The sequence below is a fragment of the Bacillus coreaensis genome, assembly GCF_050586445.1.
GTDB lineage: Bacteria > Bacillota > Bacilli > Bacillales > Cytobacillaceae > Robertmurraya_A > Robertmurraya_A coreaensis.
The window spans coordinates 61,582-82,985 of the sequence record NZ_JBOCCY010000014.1; the positions used below are offsets into that span (position 1 = coordinate 61,582).

Below are 21,404 nucleotides of genomic sequence, written 5' to 3' on the forward strand. Positions count from 1 at the left end.
CCTAGTGTACGAGTTTTGTTATTTCATAACTTCGATCAATCCACTTGCTTTCGATAGGAGAACTAATAAACAATTCATCTTTAAAGCCAGCTCCCCTAAAGCCATGCCCCTCGATGGTTTCAATAGGTAATAACATTTGGCTCAGTTTGTTGATTTCATAAATTCTAGAAAAACCGTATTCATCCTTACTTGTGGTTGTATATAAGTTCTTTCCTACATTAAATACATCTAAAAATGCCTTCTCCGAGATGGATGGCTCAAAGGTTCTCCATCTTGATGCACGAAGTGATCTCATTTCTATAGATCCCTCTTTAGATCTGGCATTTCCTTTTGCAATAAACATACAATTCTCACAATCTATATAAATGGAAGAAATCATGGAGTTTGATTCCTTTTTTACAAGGGTTAATTCACCACTTTCCAAAGAAAAACCCCAAAGACCGCCTGATTCTCTATTAATTTGAGTCCCAATGTATAAGTGCTCTTTATACAAAAATAAGGAGCGGATGAATGGTTTAATAGACAATTCTTTAAAAGGATGGATCACAGACCAGTTGGAACCAAAGTTATATGAGATATAAAGCTTGCTTCCTACATGGGTAATAATAAGACCTGACTCATTCCCTGCGACATCCCAAAGTCGTTGGGGTGTAGGGAAGAATGTATGTGTCCATTTATTGTTATATGGGTTATAACGAACGATTAGCCCATTGTCTCCTATTCCAAAAATATATGGAGATATATATACTAGCTTATAAATGCTGTGAGAAAGGGGATACTGCAAGAGCCACTCACCTTTTTCAAAAGAGTATAGACCCGTATTTTTCACAGCCACAATGAACGGTAAGCTAGCAGTGGACAAAACGGCTGTAGACCCTTTTTCAAACATATGTAAGCTTCTCCCCCTTATTAGCCCATTGATAAAATGACTTCGCAAATTGACTGCATTCTTCTATTTCCTCGTCCGTTTCAGGACTTAGTTCTATCTTTAATTTTTCCTCAAATACATCACAGCCATGTTCCTTCAGTGTTGATTCCATAATATCCACGGCCATACAAAACTTAGGATAGAGAGTATCACCTGAGCCGAAGCAAGCAGCCTTTATTCCATTTAAACGGAGGTTTTTAAGTTCCTCGAAAAACTCTTCAACCTCATACGGCAGATCCCCATCTCCCCAGGTGTATGTACCAAGAAAGATACAATCATAGCTTTTTAAAGAATGTATATCTACTGTTTCTAAATCAAGTAGATCTACCTCACATCCACATTCAAGAAGAGTTTCCTTCAAAATATTCGCCATATCCTCTGTATTACCGGACATACTTGCATAGCCAATAAATATTTTCACTGTTCTCCTCCTCTAATTGAAAATGATTATCATTATTAACAACTTAAATATAATCGATAATGATTCTCAATGTCAATTGTATTTTTTTGCGTAAATACCTTTTAATACAAAAAAAGCTCTCCTGATTAATGGAGAGTTTCTTTATAAGGAATACGAAATCTAAAAGTAAAAATAAACGGAGGTTTTCCGGTTAGATGCAGACTGGAGCTCGTTTCGGGGGAAAATAAGGGGAGATTTTCCGATTAAGCAAAGCAAACTTTCCCATTTTTGAATTTTTCGAGTCGATAGGCGGAATTTCTCCGTCTATTTAAACTATTTTTAATAAAAATTATTAATTAAGCGGAATTTTTTCTTCTATTTATCATCAGCTATGATGCTTAACCTGATCCCCAACCAAAAAGTGCGGACCCTCTTGATGCGGGAATAAGCAGCTTTTTATCGACCATTACTTTGGGACAGATCTTTCTGCATTAATATAACCGGAACCATAAATATTCTTATCTCGATCTCGCCAAACATCTGTGTTAGTCATTAATAATTCTTTGATTTTATCAGGTGTTAGACTTGGATTTGCTTCTTTCATTAACGCAACAACCCCTGCACAAATGGGTGTCGCCATCGAAGTACCCGATAATGTAGTATAGTCATTTTCTACTCGACTGCTTTTTTGCAATTTATCTAAATAGGAATTTGGCGATCTTAATGAAACAATATTTACTCCAGGTGCTAATATATCAGGTTTTACTCCACCATAGATGGTTGGTCCCCGACTGGAGAAGCTCGCCACATCATCGTCGTTTCTCTCTAAAGTATTCCGATCATCAAGCGCACCTACCGTTATGACTTTATCACTTAATCCAGGACTAGCAATCGTACCTTTTTCTGGCCCTTCATTCCCAGCCGCAACACAAACAACGATTCCAGATGCCCACGCTTCTTCTACCATCTTAACCATTGGATCATCATCTTCAGTTCGGTAGTTTTGCGCGGTACTTCCTAACGACATACTTATAATGTCAATTTTATTATTTGGGTTATTTTCATTATATTGAATACACCAGTCCACCCCTTGCATCACGGTTTCAAGTGAACCTGACCCCATTTTATCAAGTACCTTTACTCCTACCAAGTTTGCCCTTGGAGCTGGCCCCGCATAATTTACAGAGGCAGAAGCAGCATCTCCTGCACAGTGCGTACCATGACCATTATCATCATAAGCTTCTGTTCGATTATTGATAAAGTCGACAAAATCTGTAATTCTACCTGAAAGATCTGGATGCGGATAGATTCCTGTATCTATAATGGCGATTTTCACACCGTTACCCGTTAATATTGTCCCGTTTCTTACAATATTAGAAGCTTTTGCAGAGGGTACTGCTACATTAAGAAAAGCCTTTACCTCACTATTGAGGTACACTCTTTTAATATGATTACAACTAGTGAGCATTTCTTCTAACCCACTAGGAGTTATATCAGCACTACAGCAGGACACTCTAGGAAAATGACTTTTAATTTTATTTCTCATATGATGATTCATTACTCCATCTACTTCTTTACAACCAGTATCGTAACATCCCTCTTGAAATTCAATAATCACCGAGTACTTTTTACTTCGTTTTAACATCGTTTCGAACATATTATGCAAAAAGCAAGGCGTCCATTTAAAGGGTTTATACAAATTTAAAATTTGTTCCCTTAATGGCCGCTCCAACTTATCCGCATGCGCTCTTACCATTTGAACCATTGAATACCCAAACAATCCAATTCCCTCCTATCATAATCATTCTTTTACAGATATATGAAGTTGCGAGAGAGTTTGCGTCGGCGCTTGTCCAAGTTAGTAAAAATAAGGCGCATAACGAGAGCGATTCTAATAATAGTTATCGATAGAGTAGAATAGAAGATCCACGGGCTGAATACTAAAGCCTCACTCTGTAATTCCTGGCGATGCTTGGGCTATCCGAATCGACCCCTTATTCGGACTCTGTAATTCCTTACAATGCTGTTGCTGTCCGAATAAGCTCCTCATTCGGACTCCGTAATTCCTTACAATGCTGTTGCTGTCCGAATCAGCTCCTCATTCGGACTCCTTCATTCCTTACAATACTTGGACTGTCCGAATCATCCCCTCATTCGGACTCCTTCATTCCTTACAATACTGGGACTGTCCGAATCAGCTCCTCATTCGGACTCCGTAATCCCTTACAATGCTTGGACTGTCCGAATCAGCTCCTCATTCGGACTCCGTAATTCCTTACAATGCTTGGGCTGTCCGAATCACCCTCTCATTCGGACTCCGTAATTCCTTACAATGCTTGGACTGTCCGAATCCCCCCTCATTCGGACTCCTTAATTCCTGACAATGCTGTTGCTGTCCGAATCACCCCCTCATTCGGACTCCGTAATTCCTTACAATGCTTGGGTTGTCCGAATCATCCTCGCATTCGGACTCCTTAATTCCTTACAATACTTGGACTGTCCGAATCACCCCCTCATTCGGACTCCTTTATTCCTTACAATGCTTGGGTTGTCCGAATCATCCTCGCATTCGGACTACATAATTCCTAAATATACTTTTCCTGTCCGAATTAACCCCTCATTCGGACCCAGAATAGAGGAAAAGGAACCTCAACGGATATAAGCATTAAAAAATCCTATTAATTTATGAAATTAATAGGATCAACACTCATATTATTCGGTTATTTCAATATTAATCTTTTGACCTAGTTGGACATTTTCACTGTTTTGCAAGGAAACGGTTTGCCCCTCTTTAAATTATATTAATAGAAAACAAAAAAGCTCTATCACCTTTGTGTTAAGAGCTTCCGATTAATTTTTCCCAATAAACACTTCTTTTTCATGCTGTAGCAACCATTCCTTCCGCCACAATCCACCCGCATATCCTGTGAGCTTCCCACTAGTACCAATGATTCTGTGGCATGGGATGACAATACTTAGCTTATTTCTACCATTTGCATGACCAACTGCTCTAATTGCTTTTTCATTGTTAATCTTTATAGCAAGTTCCTTATAAGTTCCTGTTTCACCAAACAGAATACTGGCTAATGCCTTCCACACTGTTTGCTGAAAATTTGTTCCCTCTAATTTATAAGGAAAAGTGAATACTTGGCGTGTCCCCTTAAAATATTCATCGATTTGATTCAAACAATCTATTAATACTTTAGGGGATTCCTCTTGAATGGTATGTTGAATCTGCTCCCGGTCTACGAACATGATGGAATAAATCTCATTCATTGATCCGATCATTTCTAATACTCCTATTGGTGACTGATAATCGATTATATATGTGTTAGTAGTCATAAAGAGACCTCCATAAATAGAAAGTCGCATATGCTTGCCAACTTTCCCAATTTGTCGTAATTGCTCTATATTCATACATCGATGGTGAAAAAACATCTTATTATTTTTGTACTATAAGTACATTCAAATAAAACTCATAAATTGCAGAAATTAGTTTGTTAATACGAACAAATCCATGCTATTATTTATTATACTTTTAAACATTACTATCATTTTAGGAGAGAATATTCATGGCTTGGTACAGTTACTTTTTACTATCCTTACCAGAAACACTAGCCGCGGTTGCACTAACTTTCGTGCTACTCGGAATTTCTATAAAAGCAAATGGACAGTCCTATTTATTATTATCAGTTTTATATTCTGCGATAGCATTTTTTGCGGATCAGTATATGACCTTTTCGTTTAAGGTCTATTTACTATTTGTTGTTGTTGCTTTATTGGCCTCTTTATTCTTTAAATTAAAGATTATTCAAGGATTCTTGTTTGCTTTAATTTTTTATATTTTGATTTTCACGTTTCAGACAGTATTTATTCTTTTATATACACAATTATTTTCTTTAGATATGGAAACTATATTAGCTAGTTCTTGGAAACGCATATTGATCGCTAACGCAACCAATCTCCCGATGGCTCTGGCTGCATATGTTTTCTATAAAAAGAACATAAAAATCCCGTATCTAGCTAGTAGGTTCCAATGAAAGGAATTGTTCCATTAATTTTTGTTGTACTGCTGCAAATATTTTTAACCTTTATGTCTATTGGTTCTTTATATATTATGAAGGAAACCACGTTTATCCTAGGTGTTCCAGCTAGCATGTTCATTGTTATCTTATTAAATATTGCTTCTTTATTTATAATAGGAAAAATCTATCAAAGCGAAACCAAACAGAAAGTTCAACTCGCTGAAACTACTCATGAAAAGGAGTTTCATTCGTTAGTTGCTTCAGTCCGGTCGGATCGTCACGACCTGAATAATCATTTGACGGTTATTTCTGGATTGTTAAAAATCGGAAACTACACCGAAGTTGAAAACTATGTGAAAGAATTAATTGGTGATATCCACATAAACAACCAAGTATTAAAAATCAATAATCCGATTCTTGCCTCTGTTCTTTTTACTAAAATGGAAAAGTTCAAGAGAGATCATATTGCATTTTTACTAAACATATCAAGCGAGGAGATTATGAAAATGATTTCCTCAACGGACTTTATTCGCTTAATGAGTAACTTGTTAGATAATGGCTATGACGCGACGATGGAATTACCAGAGGAACAACGAAAAATCTCTGTCCTAATACAAGAACTACACCGGACGGTTGTCATAGAAGTAAAAAATTCGAGTACACTAAAGAAATTTGACGAAACGTTTTTTCAGATTGAGCAATCGACCAAGCCTAGAGAACAAAGTAGAAGCAGAGGCTTTGGGCTTTCGATTATTAAAGAAATTACACAAAAATACAACGGTGACGTACAAGTAAAAATTGATAAAGATCTAGTTTGCTTTAAAATTGTTTTTCCAAAAAAAGTGGTTTAATAATGGATTCTCTTTTGTGAAAACGAGGATCTTTTTTTAAAGGGAGGTTGATTGGCCAACTTATGCACATTTGATGGTATGATTTGGACACGGATGCCTTCTAGTTCATATTTCTGTCCGAATGAGGGGTTCATTCGGACTCGAACTCTCTTCATAATCCAATCCCTGTCCTTATCTGGGCTTCATTCGGACTCAAACTACCTTCATAATCCAATCCCTGTCCTTATCAGGGCTTCATTCGGACTCAACATCCATCCTAAACATAGTTAATAGTTGAATAAGACCAAAGGTTATGGCAAAATATGCTTGTACACACTCGTGAAAGCGTGCACATTATGCTTATGATTGGTTAATGCGTTGATAATAGAGCATTGGGAACTATTCACTCAACAATTACCCTATCGTACACTTGGGAGGAAACACACTTGAGAACGATTAGACTAGGAAATAGCACATTAGAGGTACCAGTTGTTGCAGTGGGCTGTATGAGAATTAGTGCACTTGAAAAACCCGAAGTTGAGCGCTTTATAAAAACTGCATTAGAAGAAGGAGCTAACTTCTTTGATCATGCGGATATATATGGAGGTGGTGCTTGTGAAGAAATATTTGCAGATGCTATCAACATGAATGACGATATTCGTGAAAAAATGATCCTTCAATCCAAATGTGGCATAAGAAAAGGGATGTTTGATTTCTCTAAAGAATACATTTTAGAGTCAGTAGACGGCATTTTAAAGCGTCTTAAAACCGATTATCTGGATACACTACTTCTACACCGACCAGATGCTTTGGTTGAACCTGAAGAGGTAGCTGAAGCTTTTGATATCCTTGAAACATCTGGAAAGGTTCGTCATTTCGGCGTGTCAAACCAAAATCCAATGCAAATTCTACTTCTTAAAAAATATGTAAAACAACCTATTGTAGCTAACCAACTACAATTTAGTATCACAAATGCCACGATGATTTCTAGTGGAATTAACGTGAATATGGAAAATGAATCAGCGATTAATCGCGATGGCAGCATCCTTGATTTCTGTCGTCTAAACGACATCACGATTCAACCATGGTCTCCATTCCAATATGGTTTCTTTGAAGGAACTTTCTTAGGAAATGAAAAATTCCCTGAATTGAATCAACAAATTAATCAACTAGCAGAAAAATACAATGTAAGCAATACAACGATTGCGATTGCATGGATCCTACGTCATCCTGCCAAGATGCAACCTGTTGTTGGTACTACGAATCTAGATCGATTAAAGGATTGCATCCATGCTAGCAAAGTCCACCTTACTCGTGAAGAATGGTATAGCATTTATCGTGCAGCAGGAAATATCCTTCCATAAACATATACAAACACACTCGCACCACAAAGACGAGTGTGTTTTTTATTCACTTTCAACTCCAAAAAAGTTCATAACTGTATTAGAAAAATCTCGATATAAACTAACTTTGTTCCTGCCAGACCTTATATCATGTGAATAGGATTTCATCGTTGTAAAAAAGTCTGGATTTATAGATACATACACTTTATGGATTTTATTATCTGCTTTTCGTACCTGGTCAGCTATCTTTTGATCTAACACTTCTGACAGACTTTCATTTTGGTATGGTTTAATAGCAACATACGCATTGTTGTTGGAGTAAATAACATTTGCTCGTTCTACTTCCTCTAATTTCTCAACATATTGTTCTGCTAGTTGTGATACCCTGATCGTAGGATCTACCTTTTCTGTTTCATCTTTTAAGATTCTAGCCTTTGCTTGGCTTATATTTGCTTTCTGATCCTCAGTTTCATTAGCATGATTATTAAATCCGCAGCCAGATAGAAAAAATGACATTACCGTTACAACTAAAAACAACATATATCTGTTCAAAGCACTCACTCCTGATCATTCTTTCAACCTATATGTTGGCTAAAAATGATAGATATATTCAGGATGAGAGGCTGTAACATGCAAAAAGTCCAACCGTAGCGGAAGGACCTTCTTACCTAGCTATTCATTATTTTTCTTAAAACCTCGTCGTAACAGATCTCATTTTAAACTAGCTGTATTCACCTTTTGAAGTAGTTTTTTTATCACATTATTAATTGTAATTACTTCTTCCGCTGTCATTCCCGTTGATTCTAAAAGGGACCGTGGGATACAAACAGCCTTCTCTTTAATGAGATTTCCTTCCTCTGTAATTGTAATCATCACAACCCTCTCATCTTCAACCGATCTTTTGCGTTCGACGAGACCCGCTGCTTCCATTCTTTTTAGCATAGGAGTTAAAGTTCCCGAATCCAGTCCTAGAAGTTCTCCTAATTCTTTCACTGAACTTTGCTTTCTTTCCCATAACACGAGCAATACCAGATACTGTGGATAAGTTAAATTTAATTCGTCTAAAAACGGACGATATAAACGAAAAATCGCTCTTGAACAAGCATATAAAGAGAAACATAAATGGTCTTCTAGTTTCACAAGTTCATCTTCATACTTCATGATTCATCCCTCAACTTTTAAAAAACTGATTATAGAATTAATTTTATAAAATCATATCGTACCCATTGCTTATCGTCAAATACACATTTTAATTTTGCGCAATATAATTGTTGACAATTAATACTTCATTTATTAATATAAACACATAAGTTAATTGATTTTGCACAATTGAAATTAGAAAAAAATCACATTCGAAAAGGGATGATTTCTTATGTCAAATGTATTATTCACATCTAGTGTAACTGCAGTTGGAGGTAGAGAAGGGAAAGTTCAATCTCCTGAAGGTGCCATTCATCTTGATATCGCAATGCCAGGCACACCAAGAGCTAAATCATTACCAAGTGCAACAAATCCTGAACAATTATTTGCTGCAGGATACGCTGCCTGTTTTGACGGAGCTCTTCAATTTATGGCAAGATCGGAACGTGTAAAATTTGAATCACAAGTAACAGCAAACGTTAGCCTTATAAAAGATGAAACAGACCAAGGCTTTAAGCTAGGTGTAACACTTCAAGTAAAAGGTACTGGAATTGAAAGAGCTGTCTTAGAAGACTTAGTTCAAAAAGCTCATCATTTCTGTCCGTACTCAAAAGCAACTAGAGGAAATATCGACGTAACTTTAGAAATTGTAAAATAAGCACAAAAAAGGCTTTCGACCAACTGTCGAAAGCCTTTTTACGTATCCATTTAAATGAATAATAACAAACTGAGTGCCATTACAGCCATTCCGCCGATTAACCCGTAGATGGATAAATGCGTTTCATCATATCTTTTCGCGGCAGGTAATAATTCATCAAGTGAAATAAATACCATAATTCCTGCCACAGCGGCAAAGATGATGCCAAACATTACATCGTTTAAGAAAGGCATCAAAAATAAATAAGCAACTAACGCGCCAACTGGTTCTGATAGTCCGGATAAAAATGACAGTTTGAATGCCTTTTTCTTATCACCAGTGGCAAAATAAACAGGCACCGAAACAGCAATCCCCTCAGGAATATTATGAATAGCGATCGCTACGGCTATAGCAATACCTAAACCAGGATCCTGCAAAGCTGAAGTAAACGTCGCAATCCCCTCAGGAAAGTTATGAATTGCAATTGCCAGCGCTGTAAAAGTTCCCATTTTTAAAAGGGCCTGATTGTTTGGTTTATCGTTCATATCCTCAACTTTTTTCAACTCATGTGGATTTCCTTGTTTAGGGATAAATTTATCAATTAATGTAATTAACAACATCCCTCCGAAAAAACCCGCCACTGTCATCCAGTTACCTAACACATTTCCCATAGAACCTACAAGTGCATCCTTTGCTTTTATGAAGATCTCAATCATAGAAACATAGATCATCACACCTGCCGAAAAACCGAGAGTAACAGAAAGAAATTTTGTGTTGGTTGTAGAGGTAAAAAATGCTAATACACTACCAATCCCCGTGGCAAGCCCTGCCATTAAAGTTAACCCAAAAGCCAACAACAGATTCTCCGTCATTGTAATATCCTCCTTAATTATCGTTAAAGTTACTTGGACCAAGGATAATATGTTTCCTTAATCAAACTTTTTCATAAAAAAATATAGCTATTTCACTAATCTTTATAAAGGATATGTGTGTGTATAAAAAATGTGCCATAAACTTTAAAAATTTCATGAGTAAACATTTGTTTCCCTAATACAACTTTTATTATATATTTTTACCATCCGTACGGCAATCACTATTTTCATAGTTAAAAAAAAATGACCCCTTTATAAGGAATCATTAATGATCACGGTTCACGATATAATTCAATAAATGCTTTAAAAAAGGGATATTTCGCGGAATCTCCTGCAATGCTTGCGTTGCGAGACAGAAGTGCTCCCACATTTCCTTTTTTGCACCATCTTTCCCTAGAATAGAGACAAAGGTAGAATTATTATTTCCTGTATCTTGACCTGTAGGCTTTCCTAGCAGGTTCACATCACCTTCTACATCAAGGAGATCATCTTTGATTTGAAAAGCAATGCCAGCATGGCGTGCGTACTTTTTCAAGGCGTCTATTTCTGTTGGGCTTGCCTCCGCAAGAATGGCTGGCATAACCAGGGAAGCTTCAAACGCTAATCCCGTTTTATACATACTCAGTTGATTCAGTTGGTCTATGCTTAATTTCTTCCCTTTCGATCCAAGGTCCATCGCCTGACCTTGACACATAATCCCTGTCATTTGTGCTGAGTAATGTATAAGCTTTAACACCGTTTGTGGTTCATAGGAAGCTAGAGTTGCTTGTTCTTCCATCGCTTTCTGGGTTAAAAATATACCCGATATTTCAGCTACCGCTATGTTATATACATGGTGAAGGGTTGGCCTCCCTCTTCGAGTATCTGAATTGTCTTGAGAGGGAAGATCATCGAAAATGAGAGAAGCAGTATGCAAATACTCCAATGATTTTAATAAAGGAAGGATGGATTCCTTATTTAAACTGAATCCCTGTACCCCCATTACCCAAGCCATGATCGACCGCAGCCGTTTCCCATCTCCTTCAAGGCTGTAATTAGATGCTTCAATAATCGATTGGTTAGGCACAGCTACATCTTTGTTATGAGCTATAGGTAAAAGGTTGTTGATTTCATTCCGAAACTCGTCAATGGTATTTAAAAATTCCTCTTGCTCTTTCCTCTCGTTTCTTAGAGTCGTAATGATGTGATCTCGAAGTAATTTATCAAAGAAATCCACATCATCCGCTTTTCTAACCATCTTCTGTATGAGACGATTAAACATTTGATTATCTGTAGCAAACATCACCATTACTTCATTGTACTTCTTAGTTCCCATTTTTTCTTTAAAGCGTTTTAAGCCATTGATGGCTCGATCCAAAATTACCTCGCATGTTTTCTTATCTGACTGAAAGACCTTATGTATAAGGTAGTAAATAACGGTCCAATACATTTCAAAAGGATTGATTAAATCATTTCGTACCCCTTTATACTTCATGTAATAGGTATATGGAGTGACCGCACCATCCTTCATATCATCAAACATATCTGCAAAATCATCTGCTAACTGATTATATATACCATAATAGAACGTCCGATCCGAAAATCCCTCATCTTGAGGAGCATCCAGGACGGACCGTGCAATTAAACGTGACGAAGATGATTTTAAAATGATTGGTACATACAAATCTTCATTTGTATAAGCGGAATGAGATAAATCCCTCTGCCTATCTACTTCTTGAGATTGGAAAAAGACATACGATTGCTCAAAAAACAATGTCAGAGATTCAGGTCTTTGATGTGCTTTAATATATTCAAAAGCTGCACCTAACTCTTGATGTATAAAACGAATTAAAGGTTCGTTCTTTCCTGACCAGCTTCCTAATTCAGGCACAGTCCCTGTTGTTAGGGTCGTACGAATCAAATTCGTATACCACTGGGTCTCTTCATCCGACAACAGCTTCGCATCGAGAAGGTCGTCGATAAACGGATACGTTAAACCATAGCAATATCCTAGCCGGATCGCTTCATCCAGTTTTTTAGACCTTTCTTCAGAAGATATCTTGTCATCCATCTCTTCAAGAACATGCATAAGGACACCAGCAATGATTTTGATCAGCTTCCTTTGAGCATGTTCTGCATCCATTCCCTCTGGAATATTCTCAGAAACAGTCTTCAACTTACCTATTAACCAGATCATGGTTAACTCAATACCTTCCTCTTGAGCCTTCCGGTACAAGCCGGCCATTCCTAATAAATCATTTTGATTTTCTCCATTTAAAAGAATACTTTTCTTCCAACTATTTACCGTGCCGCTAATACTAGCCTGCGTCTCGGCAGAGTTTAATGATTTTCCGAGGTCTCGCATATAAAGATAAGAAATACTCCGGTCTAAGTAGTTCTCCAGTTTACCCGTATGGTCTAGCCATTGAAGGTAACTTTGATATCCTTTTGAACTTGCACGTTTCTCTCGATTAGAGAACATGGATAATAGGGAATGATGACGAATATGATTGTGTTTCCACGAATGAATATCATTCATTAAGGCTTTTGAATAGGTTTTTTTTTCGATCTCATTATTAAGTGTTTGGAAATATCGTTCGGCCTTTTCTTCGGCCTGCCGATAACAAAGCTCTGCATTTATTATTAATTCATCAGTCATTCAACACATTCCCTCTACTAATGATCTTCTATATGTATTTAATATCGTAGTTTCCATATAATTATTCCGTTTTTATCGTGTCATTTTATTCTATCATTATATATTTATTAGCCATAAAATTACCTTAAATTTTATGAAAGCTGTTTATAAATGGGATTCTCTCGACTTTTGTCATGAAACAATGTTTGCTTCTTTGAGTTTGATGTATACAATGAATGTATAACAAAGATAACCATGAAACCAAGCAATATGGATTTAGTTGTGAAAGGAAAGAAGAAAATGATTAGTAAGGCAGATGTTATAGAACGGTTACGCTCTTTATTAGGGAAGGAGCTTACTAGCGTAAATTTACACGAGGCGATCTTTTGTGAAGTTAAGCATCAAAAAATACTTCGGCGTTTTCATGTTGGTACGCACACTTATGTAGAGTTTAAATTGGATAAAAACAATGATACACCCGAATTTGTTGATATTACCATACCTGGAAACCCAAACACGTTTAGATTAGGTCTCGAAGAAAAGAATGGACAGCTGTTCATCGTATCTGAACCAAGAATTAACTTTTCATATTTAAGTTGATAGGAACCGCCCTAAGGTTGATCTTAGGGCGGTTTCTCATGACATTCAATCAATTAAAACTTCTAATTAATCATTTTTAATCTCTGTTGAAACCTGCCAAGTCATATTAAATTTATCAGTTACCTGTCCATAAGCTGGACTCCAGAAGGTTTCTTGTAGTGGCATTAATACCTCTCCGCCATCTTGTAATTTTTCAAACACTGCTTTTGTTTTTTCAACACTATTAATTATTATTGCGATTGTTACTTGAGATCCAATCGGATACGGCTGTCCTGGGAATGTATCGGAAAGCATGAGATCAGAATTTCCTATCTTTAAATGTGCATTTAACACTCGGTCTTTTGCTTCAGGAGGAGTAGGGTATTCCGGATTGTCTGGCATATCTCCAAATGTCTGAAGAGAAACTACCTTTGCATCAATTGCATCTTCATAAAACTTAACCGCTTCTTGCCCATTTCCATTCAACACTAAATACGGATGAATTCCTAAAATCATAAGACACCTCTTTTTTAAATTTTATAGAACAAATGTTCTATAATAGAATACCAGAATAAGCCTATCTACGCAATATTTCAATAACTAGATTTTCCATTTTCCTCAAATAAAAAACCCGTACACTTTATCAAAGAGTACGGGTTTCATTTTATTTTTGAATTTCTTCTGAATCTCCAGTTGCACTTTGACTATTATTTGCTTTTTCAGCTTTCTTTCCCCAATAATTTGCAAGAAGTGAGCCTGATACATTGTGCCATACGCTAAAGATTGCTCCTGGTACTGCTGCCAGTGGAGAGAAATGTGCAGCAGCCAATGCTGCAGCAAGTCCAGAGTTTTGCATTCCTACTTCAATAGAAACCGCCTTTTGGTCACTGTAATCCATTTTCAACACTTTAGCTGCAAGGAAACCTAATAGATATCCTAATGCATTGTGTAAAATAACGACTGCTAAAATCAATAAACCACTTTCAAGAATCTTCTCCTTGCTTCCACTAACAACCGCTGCCACAATGGCTACGATTCCGATAACAGATACTAATGGAAGAGCTTTGACACTTTTTTCAACTTGTGTGCGGAACAGAGTTTTCACAATCAACCCCAAGATAATTGGTACAAGAACGATTTTGACAACAGATATAAACATGGCGCTTAGTGACACCGGTAACCATTTACTTGCTAATAAAAGAGTGATGGCCGGAGTTAAAAACGGTGCTAATAATGTTGAAACAGATGTAATCGATACAGATAAGGCCGTGTTCCCTCTTGCTAAATACGTCATAACGTTTGAAGATGTTCCCCCCGGGCAAGCTCCCACAAGGATAACACCTACAGCCACTTCAGCTGGCAACCCAAGAACAGTTGCAAGACCAAAGGCTAAGAATGGCATGATTAAATACTGTGCCAATACGCCGATAAATACTGCTTTCGGTTGTCTGAAAACCTCTTTAAAATCATTTACCGATAACGTCATGCCCATTCCAAACATGATAATTCCCAATAATAATGGGATATGAGGACCAATCCAAGTAAAACCTGTTGGAAATAATAATGCCAACCCTGCAAATAGTAGTACCCAATAAGCAAAGGTATTTCCTGCAAATATTCCTGCTTTTTCTAATGCTTTCATAGTTGTATACCCCCTGTGAAAATATAGTTTTCATTATACTCCAAACATTTATAATTTTGTAATATTTTTTGACAAATTTTTTTAGTAAAATTTTATAATAAAAAATGAGAGCCTTTACATCGTGATAGGCTCTCGTTTTTTACAAATTAAATATTTTTTTCTAAAGGTTGTTGCAGAAACGTTGAAAGGCCACTTGACCATATGCATCTCTTTTAAATACTCCCGCATCCTCAAGCACTCGTTGGAATTTCAACCCTACTTCTTTTCTTAACATTTCTTCTGCTGTATTATCCGACCATTCTGTTTCGTACTTGCTCTTTAATTCCTCCGCCCATGAGAGATGATAGTCTTTAACTAGTTCAGACTTTCCTAATATATACGCTTTTACTTCTTCTAATTCTTCCTTTAGTCTAGCAGGGAGAACCGCTAGTCCCATGACCTCTATTAGTCCGATATTCTCCTTCTTAATGTGGTGAACATCGCTGTGCGGATGGAAGATTCCTAATGGATGCTTTTCACTCGTTCGGTTATTTCTTAATACTAAATCTAACTCGAATTCCCCTTCTCGCATTCTAGCAATTGGAGTAATCGTGTTATGCGGTGTATCTCCTGAATAGGCATGAATATCAACTTTTTTATCCGAATAGCCCTTCCAACTAGTCAAAATATAGTCCGCTGCTAGTATCAGTTCTTCTTTATTTCGTGATCGTAAACGAATAACCGACATCGGCCACTTGACTGTTGCTGCAGATACACTTGAGAATTCCTTCATCTGAAAAGAATACTCTTCATCGGCTCTTGCCATCGCAAACTCATAATTTCCGCCTTGGTAGTGATCATGAGTTAATATTGATCCACCTACAATCGGAAGATCCGCGTTTGAGCCAACGAAATAATGTGGAAACTTTTCGACGAACGATAATAATCTTTCAAATCCTTTTCGAGATATTTTCATATCACGATGCTCTTTGGAGAGCACAATACAATGTTCGTTATAATACACATATGGAGAATACTGAAGATACCATGGCTCATGCTCGAGCTCTAGTCGAATCATTCGATGATTGGAGCGAGCTGGGTGACCAACACGTCCCACGTAGCCCTCGTTCTCTTCACATAGGAGACATTTTGGATACTGCACATCCTGCTTTTTCTCTTTGTCTAGGGCAATTTGTTTTGGATCCTTTTCTGGCTTTGACAGATTGATGGTAATATCTAGTTCACCGTATGGCGTATCCGTTTTATAACTAATATTCTTCGCAATACTTTTTGTTTGGATATAATTGCTATTTTGACTCAATTGGTAAAAGTACTCTGTTGCACATGTTGGATCTTTTTCATAGTGACGGTAAAAACGACGATTCACATCCGAAGGTCTTTGTACTAAAACATTTATGAGCTTGCTTGAAAAGATTTCTTTATCTGCATCGAGGATACCAACCATCCCTTTTTCAAAGGCATACTGAACGATTTGCTCTAACACATCTGGAATACTTGCTCCCTTTAACCTTTCCATTTTCTCAGGGTAATCAGCTAGTTGTAAAAGAGACATTAGCTGGTTTCTTGCATATATTTCATCTTCCGGTTCAATCATTTCACATTCCATCGATTGGTCAAGTAGTGATTGAATCAATGCATGTATTTCCATGGAGTCTTTCTCCTTCCATTACTTTTCGTACCCATTTGGATGTGACTGATGCCAGCTCCATGCGTCCTCAATAATTTGATCAATATTGGTACGCTTAGGGCTCCAACCTAGAATCTGTTTTGCCTTTTCAGAAGAAGCAATTAACGTTGCTGGATCTCCTGCTCTTCTTGCCACGATTTTTTCAGGTATGCTATGCCCCGTAATTTTCCTAGCTGTCTCGATAATTTCCAACACGGAGAATCCTTGGTTACTTCCAAGATTGAACACATTACTCTCTCCACCATTTTCTAAATACTTGAAAGCAAGAATATGTGCAGCAATTAAATCCTCTACATGTACATAATCACGGATACAAGTTCCATCTGGCGTATCGTAGTCATCCCCGAACACAGAGATGAACTCTCTTTGCTCAAGAGCCACTTGTAACACTAACGGAATCAAATGCGTTTCTGGTGTATGGTCCTCTCCCACTTCTCCAGTAGGTCTTGCTCCTGCTACATTAAAGTAGCGAAGCGCCACATACTTCATGTCGTAAGCACTGCTGCACCATTTCAGCATTTTTTCCATCGTTAATTTCGTCTCTCCATATGCATTGGTCGGAAGTGTTGGTGTATCCTCTGTAATCGGCATGATTTTTTGATCACCATATGTGGCTGCAGTTGATGAAAAGACAATATTCTTCACATCAAACTCATTCATGACTTCTAGTAACACTTGCGTCCCATATACATTATTATCAAAATACAGTAGTGGCTTTTCCATGGATTCACCAACAAGGGAATTGGCTGCAAAATGGAGAACCCCTTCAATTTTTTCCTTTTGAAAAACAGAGGTTAAAAACTCTTTTTCTCTTATATCCCCTTTATAAAAAGTGGCTTGAGGATGGATGGCCTGTTCATGTCCTGTTTGGAGATTATCAATAACAACCACCTTGTATCCTTGATCGATTAGCTGATGTACTGCGTGCGAACCAATATATCCTGCCCCACCTAACACTAATACGCTCATCCTATCAACTCTCCCTTAAGCTCTTTCGTTCCGTCCCCAATACTTGCTACATAGAAGGTTGCTTCATATCCAATTTTTTCTAAATAACTTTCACTGACTTCTTTAATAAATAAATCAACGCAATTCTTTTCTACTAGAGCAATGGCACAGCCTCCAAACCCTGCCCCAGTCATTCGTGCACCAACTGTCCCTTTTTGGCTCCAAGCAGTACTTACAAGTGTATCCAGTTCAATACCTGTTACTTCGTAATCATCTTTAAGAGAAGTATGAGAAGCATTCATCAGTTCTCCAAAGAAAGCAAGGTTTCCTTCCTTTAGAGCTTTCAAAGCCTTAATCGTACGACCATTTTCATACACGGCATGCTTTGCTCGTTTTTCTAAAAGTTCATCTCCAATCAACTCACGATTCGCTTCAAATTGTTCTTCCGTTAAACTACCTAATGCCTCGATATCCAATTTCGCTTGCAAACAGTCAAGGGCTTCTTCACATTGTGCTCGGCGCTCATTGTACTTCGAGTCAGCTAACTCTCGACGCTTATTTGTATTCATAATAATAATCTTGTGGTTTTCTAGATTAAGAGGTGCATATTCGTAAGTAAGAGTCTGACAATCTAATAAAATGCCACAGTTTTCCTTCCCCATGCCAATCGCAAACTGATCCATGATACCACTGTTTACACCAATAAATTTGTTTTCTACCTTCTGTCCTAGCTTTACAAGCTCGACTCTGTCAATTTTCAGATCGTATACCTCGTCAAGGATGACACCCATCAACATTTCTAGTGAGGCAGAAGATGATAGACCCGCACCATTTGGAATGTTCCCATTGATTAAAAAGTCAAATCCGTTTGGCAGAATTCCGAAACTTTCCTGAACGTAGCGAATCATACCTTTTGGATAGTTTGCCCAATTGTGAGCGGCATCATATTCCAAGGAATCTAATGAAAATTCAATGATCCCCTTTTCTGGAAAGTTCTCTGAATACATACGAACCAAACGGTCTTCCCTTTCCTTTACTAATCCGTACGTTCCGAAAGTAATGGCAGCCGGAAACACATTCCCTCCATTGTAATCTGTGTGTTCTCCGATAAGGTTAATTCTCCCTGGTGAAAAAAAGAGTCGCACATGATCTTCTACTTTAAATATCTCTACAAACTTTTTAAATAATTCCTGTTTCTCCATGGTTATCATCCTTCCACTTCTTCTAGTAAAAATCTAATGAATATCTTTAACAATGGTTTTAAATATCAGATAAATGAAAACGTCTACACTGTTTATTTTATTCTTTAAGTAAATTTTAGTCAATGTTTTAGTAAAAATTTTATTAGCGAACAAAAGACCTCTTTCACATACACTTTTTTGTGATTTAACCATTGAGCTATTGCTTAAAAAAGGAAAATTCCAAAGAGATCCGTTTTTCTATCCTAACGAGAGCCCTAAATTTGTTTCTGCTAAAGATTTTGCAGATGGATTCTTCAATAGAAAAGAACTAGCACAAGATAAATAACCAATACTTCATCATTTTTACCTCCTATTAAGGGAATATTATTGATACTGTCACAATTTATAGGAGGACCTAAATATGACATTAGAATCCAATATGGAACATAAAACGATCTGTTTCAGTGAATACGATGCATTAAAACGAGTGATCTGCTGTCAGCCGCAGTACATGACGATCAGGGATGTGATTAATGAGACCCAAAAGCACTTTCAAAATGAAGGAATACATATTGAAACTGCATTAGAACAGCATAATCAAATGGTACAGACGATGCGGAATCACGGCATTGAAGTTATTTTGCTTCCTTACCATAAGAAATACCCGGAACAGGTTTTTACAAGGGACATAGGGTTTACACTCGGACATACTGTATTTGTAGCCGATATGGCAAGTGATGTGAGGCAGGGAGAAGATAATGTATTAAAGCAGTGGCTGGAGGATGAAGGATTCTCCTACTATAATATTGTAGGAGATCAGATTGAAGGCGGAGATGTAATTATTGATAGAGACACCGTGTACATTGGGTTAAGTGATCGGACCAGCCAGCAGGCAGTTGATCACTTAAAACATCTTCTGCCCCAGTTTGATGTTAAAGCCATCCAGTTCAAGGCAGAATATTTACATTTAGACTGTGTTTTTAATGTTGTATCACCAGAGCTAGCCCTTATCTTCCCCGAAGCTTTGACAAAAGAAGACTTCGACATTTTTGGATCAAGATACGAACTGATAGAAGTATCTGATGAAGAACAGTTCACTCTTGGGACTAATGTGCTTGGAATAGGAAATAAGCGAATCTTGAGCTTGCCCGTAAATAAAAATGTAAATAAGCAGCTTCGTGACCGTGGCTTTGAAGTAATAGAAGTTGATATCACTGAAATTATTAAGTCAGGAGGCTCTTTCCGCTGCTGTACGCTGCCTATTCTTAGGTCAAGGTCAAATTCATAGGTCAGCGTCTAAGAATAACTTTCTCTGTAAGTTTCATTGCAGGAAGCCAAACGGAAAGACCCTTGAATTGAGCAGATTTCACTAGTTTGAGTTGGTTACTTAGTTAAAAGGTATTGATGCTAGTTGGGTCAATACCTTCTATACTAAAATTTTATCAAAGAAAAAATGGCATACTCCATTCGTATGCCATTTCTTTGTTTCTATCTGTTATGGATTTTACTAAAAGCTACTGTCACGAATAATCAGCTCTGTTCCCAGTTGCACCTTTTTGGACACTTTACGTCCCATCACTCGTTCCATAACTAAATCAACCGCAACTTCTCCCATCATTTCAGTATGGACTTTTAATGTTGATAGTGATGGATAAATATATTTTGAAACACTAATATCATTCAAACCAATGATATTCACTCTGTCTGGAACCACAATATTTTCTTCATGTAATGCTCGGAGGGCTCCAATGGCAAGAAGGTCATTTCCGGCAAAGAAAGCCGTTGGTAACGTTTCTTGGTGCTCAAGGATCGCTTCTTTCATTAATCGATATCCGTCTTCAACTGAAAAGGATCCTGTGTAAATAAAGCGGTCGTTCCATAATTCCTTCTCATTCATATAGCTATAAAATGTCTTCTCACGAAGGTCTGTGATTTCACCTGATTGATCTCGGTAGTATTCTTGACCACCAATATACCCGATGGAAGTGTGTCCTTTATCCAATAGATAATCAACGATCTTTTTAGTGGCCTTATCAAAGTCAGTAATAACTGAGTCATACGAGTCATCCATCAAACTATGATCTACTAAAACGATGTGTTCACTAATCTCCGCAAGAGCCCTTACTTGGTTTTCACTGAACTTTCCTATTGCGATAATTCCTTGAATATTTTCCTGCTTTAACTCCTCGATATCATTGTAAAAATACTTTACGATTTGTGCATCCAGCTGCTGACATCTTGTTTCTATTCCAAACCGTATTGACATATAATATAAATCTTCGAGTTCCTCTTTCTCTGTATACCAATGAACAATCGCAAACTTTGAAGGGCTTGATTTTCGTACAACTCGACGTTTATATTCGAGTTTTTCTGCAACTTCAAATATCTTTTTTCTTGTCTCATCCGTAACCGAAAGCGAAGAATCATAGTTCAATACTCGGGAAACAGTAGCAATAGATACACCGGCCTTTTCTGCAATATCTTTGATCGTGGCCATATCATCACCTCTATCTCGCTAATCTCATATATTTATCATTCCATATCCCTATATAAAAAGAAAGGATTAAATTAGAAA

Annotated in this window: 20 protein-coding genes; 6 read left to right on the top strand and 14 right to left on the bottom strand. The window is 37.3% G+C overall.

Features of this window, described 5'->3' with window-relative positions; genetic code table 11:
* Position 1: 1 nt before the first annotated feature.
* The 4 genes from ACQ5H4_RS18140 to ACQ5H4_RS18155 all read right to left on the bottom strand — a co-directional run bounded on the left by ACQ5H4_RS18140 (position 2) and on the right by ACQ5H4_RS18155 (position 4,670).
* Positions 2-889 carry a hypothetical protein gene (locus tag ACQ5H4_RS18140; protein ID WP_430776396.1) on the bottom strand — a complete coding sequence of 296 codons (888 nt, stop codon included), beginning with the start codon at positions 887-889 and terminating at the stop codon, positions 2-4.
* Entirely contained in the window at positions 882-1,349 is a 468-nt protein-coding gene (locus ACQ5H4_RS18145; RefSeq protein WP_430776397.1) for a flavodoxin, read from the bottom strand. The genes ACQ5H4_RS18140 and ACQ5H4_RS18145 overlap by 8 nt, the downstream gene beginning before the upstream one ends.
* A 445-nt stretch (positions 1,350-1,794) precedes the next feature.
* Complete coding sequence (locus ACQ5H4_RS18150) at positions 1,795-3,108, bottom strand: S8 family peptidase (protein ID WP_430776398.1); 1,314 nt, start codon at positions 3,106-3,108, stop codon at positions 1,795-1,797.
* Positions 3,109-4,178: 1,070 nt separating this feature from the next.
* Positions 4,179-4,670: a methylated-DNA--[protein]-cysteine S-methyltransferase gene (locus ACQ5H4_RS18155; RefSeq protein WP_430776399.1), complete on the bottom strand. Its 492-nt coding sequence runs from the start codon at positions 4,668-4,670 to the stop codon at positions 4,179-4,181.
* A 230-nt stretch (positions 4,671-4,900) separates the two neighbouring features.
* On the opposite strand from ACQ5H4_RS18155, the gene ACQ5H4_RS18160 reads away from it, so the two are divergent.
* The 3 genes from ACQ5H4_RS18160 (at position 4,901) to ACQ5H4_RS18170 (ending at position 7,547) form a co-directional block, all read left to right on the top strand.
* Positions 4,901-5,368 carry a hypothetical protein gene (locus ACQ5H4_RS18160; protein ID WP_430776400.1) on the top strand — a complete coding sequence of 156 codons (468 nt, stop codon included), beginning with the start codon at positions 4,901-4,903 and terminating at the stop codon, positions 5,366-5,368.
* Entirely contained in the window at positions 5,365-6,204 is an 840-nt protein-coding gene (locus ACQ5H4_RS18165; RefSeq protein ID WP_430776401.1) for a sensor histidine kinase, read from the top strand. Before ACQ5H4_RS18160 ends, ACQ5H4_RS18165 begins: the two co-directional genes overlap by 4 nt.
* A 425-nt stretch (positions 6,205-6,629) precedes the next feature.
* Positions 6,630-7,547 carry an aldo/keto reductase gene (locus ACQ5H4_RS18170; RefSeq protein ID WP_430776402.1) on the top strand — a complete coding sequence of 306 codons (918 nt, stop codon included), beginning with the start codon at positions 6,630-6,632 and terminating at the stop codon, positions 7,545-7,547.
* 42 nt (positions 7,548-7,589) lie between these two features.
* Here the strand turns inward: ACQ5H4_RS18170 and ACQ5H4_RS18175 are convergent, their stop codons facing one another.
* Positions 7,590-8,078 carry a YhcN/YlaJ family sporulation lipoprotein gene (locus ACQ5H4_RS18175; protein ID WP_430776403.1) on the bottom strand — a complete coding sequence of 163 codons (489 nt, stop codon included), beginning with the start codon at positions 8,076-8,078 and terminating at the stop codon, positions 7,590-7,592.
* Between the two features lie 159 nt (positions 8,079-8,237).
* Entirely contained in the window at positions 8,238-8,687 is a 450-nt protein-coding gene (locus ACQ5H4_RS18180) for a MarR family winged helix-turn-helix transcriptional regulator (RefSeq protein ID WP_430776404.1), read from the bottom strand.
* 211 nt (positions 8,688-8,898) lie between these two features.
* Here ACQ5H4_RS18180 and ACQ5H4_RS18185 point away from each other — a divergent pair, with 211 nt between their 5' ends.
* Complete coding sequence (locus ACQ5H4_RS18185) at positions 8,899-9,324, top strand: organic hydroperoxide resistance protein (protein ID WP_430776405.1); 426 nt, start codon at positions 8,899-8,901, stop codon at positions 9,322-9,324.
* A gap of 50 nt (positions 9,325-9,374) precedes the next feature.
* Here ACQ5H4_RS18185 and zupT read toward each other — a convergent pair whose 3' ends face one another.
* Together zupT and ACQ5H4_RS18195 are read right to left on the bottom strand one after the other, a co-directional pair.
* Positions 9,375-10,175, bottom strand: coding sequence for a zinc transporter ZupT (gene zupT / locus ACQ5H4_RS18190; RefSeq protein ID WP_430776406.1), 801 nt, complete (start codon positions 10,173-10,175; stop codon positions 9,375-9,377).
* Positions 10,176-10,440: 265 nt separating this feature from the next.
* The gene (locus tag ACQ5H4_RS18195; RefSeq protein ID WP_430776407.1) at positions 10,441-12,813 is read right to left on the bottom strand and encodes a polyprenyl synthetase family protein; all 2,373 of its coding nucleotides are present in this window, start codon (positions 12,811-12,813) and stop codon (positions 10,441-10,443) included.
* Positions 12,814-13,092: 279 nt separating this feature from the next.
* Between ACQ5H4_RS18195 and ACQ5H4_RS18200 the strand changes: the two genes are divergently transcribed.
* Positions 13,093-13,392 (top strand): hypothetical protein, encoded by a 300-nt coding sequence (locus ACQ5H4_RS18200; protein WP_430776408.1) that lies wholly within the window; start codon positions 13,093-13,095, stop codon positions 13,390-13,392.
* 66 nt (positions 13,393-13,458) lie between these two features.
* Here the strand turns inward: ACQ5H4_RS18200 and ACQ5H4_RS18205 are convergent, their stop codons facing one another.
* From ACQ5H4_RS18205 to ACQ5H4_RS18225, 5 genes are all read right to left on the bottom strand, one after another.
* The gene (locus ACQ5H4_RS18205; protein WP_430776409.1) at positions 13,459-13,887 is read right to left on the bottom strand and encodes a VOC family protein; all 429 of its coding nucleotides are present in this window, start codon (positions 13,885-13,887) and stop codon (positions 13,459-13,461) included.
* 148 nt (positions 13,888-14,035) lie between these two features.
* Positions 14,036-15,013, bottom strand: a complete 978-nt coding sequence (locus tag ACQ5H4_RS18210) for a bile acid:sodium symporter family protein (RefSeq protein WP_430776410.1) — start codon at positions 15,011-15,013, stop codon at positions 14,036-14,038.
* 160 nt (positions 15,014-15,173) lie between these two features.
* Complete coding sequence (gene galT / locus ACQ5H4_RS18215) at positions 15,174-16,661, bottom strand: UDP-glucose--hexose-1-phosphate uridylyltransferase (RefSeq protein ID WP_430776411.1); 1,488 nt, start codon at positions 16,659-16,661, stop codon at positions 15,174-15,176.
* 18 nt (positions 16,662-16,679) lie between these two features.
* Positions 16,680-17,669, bottom strand: a complete 990-nt coding sequence (gene galE, locus ACQ5H4_RS18220; protein ID WP_430776412.1) for a UDP-glucose 4-epimerase GalE — start codon at positions 17,667-17,669, stop codon at positions 16,680-16,682.
* Entirely contained in the window at positions 17,666-18,850 is a 1,185-nt protein-coding gene (locus ACQ5H4_RS18225) for a galactokinase (RefSeq protein ID WP_430776413.1), read from the bottom strand. The genes galE and ACQ5H4_RS18225 overlap by 4 nt, the downstream gene beginning before the upstream one ends.
* A gap of 400 nt (positions 18,851-19,250) precedes the next feature.
* Here ACQ5H4_RS18225 and ACQ5H4_RS18230 point away from each other — a divergent pair, with 400 nt between their 5' ends.
* Complete coding sequence (locus tag ACQ5H4_RS18230) at positions 19,251-20,117, top strand: dimethylarginine dimethylaminohydrolase family protein (protein ID WP_430776414.1); 867 nt, start codon at positions 19,251-19,253, stop codon at positions 20,115-20,117.
* A gap of 219 nt (positions 20,118-20,336) precedes the next feature.
* Here the strand turns inward: ACQ5H4_RS18230 and ACQ5H4_RS18235 are convergent, their stop codons facing one another.
* Positions 20,337-21,326: a LacI family DNA-binding transcriptional regulator gene (locus ACQ5H4_RS18235; RefSeq protein ID WP_430776415.1), complete on the bottom strand. Its 990-nt coding sequence runs from the start codon at positions 21,324-21,326 to the stop codon at positions 20,337-20,339.
* Positions 21,327-21,404 lie beyond the last annotated feature (78 nt).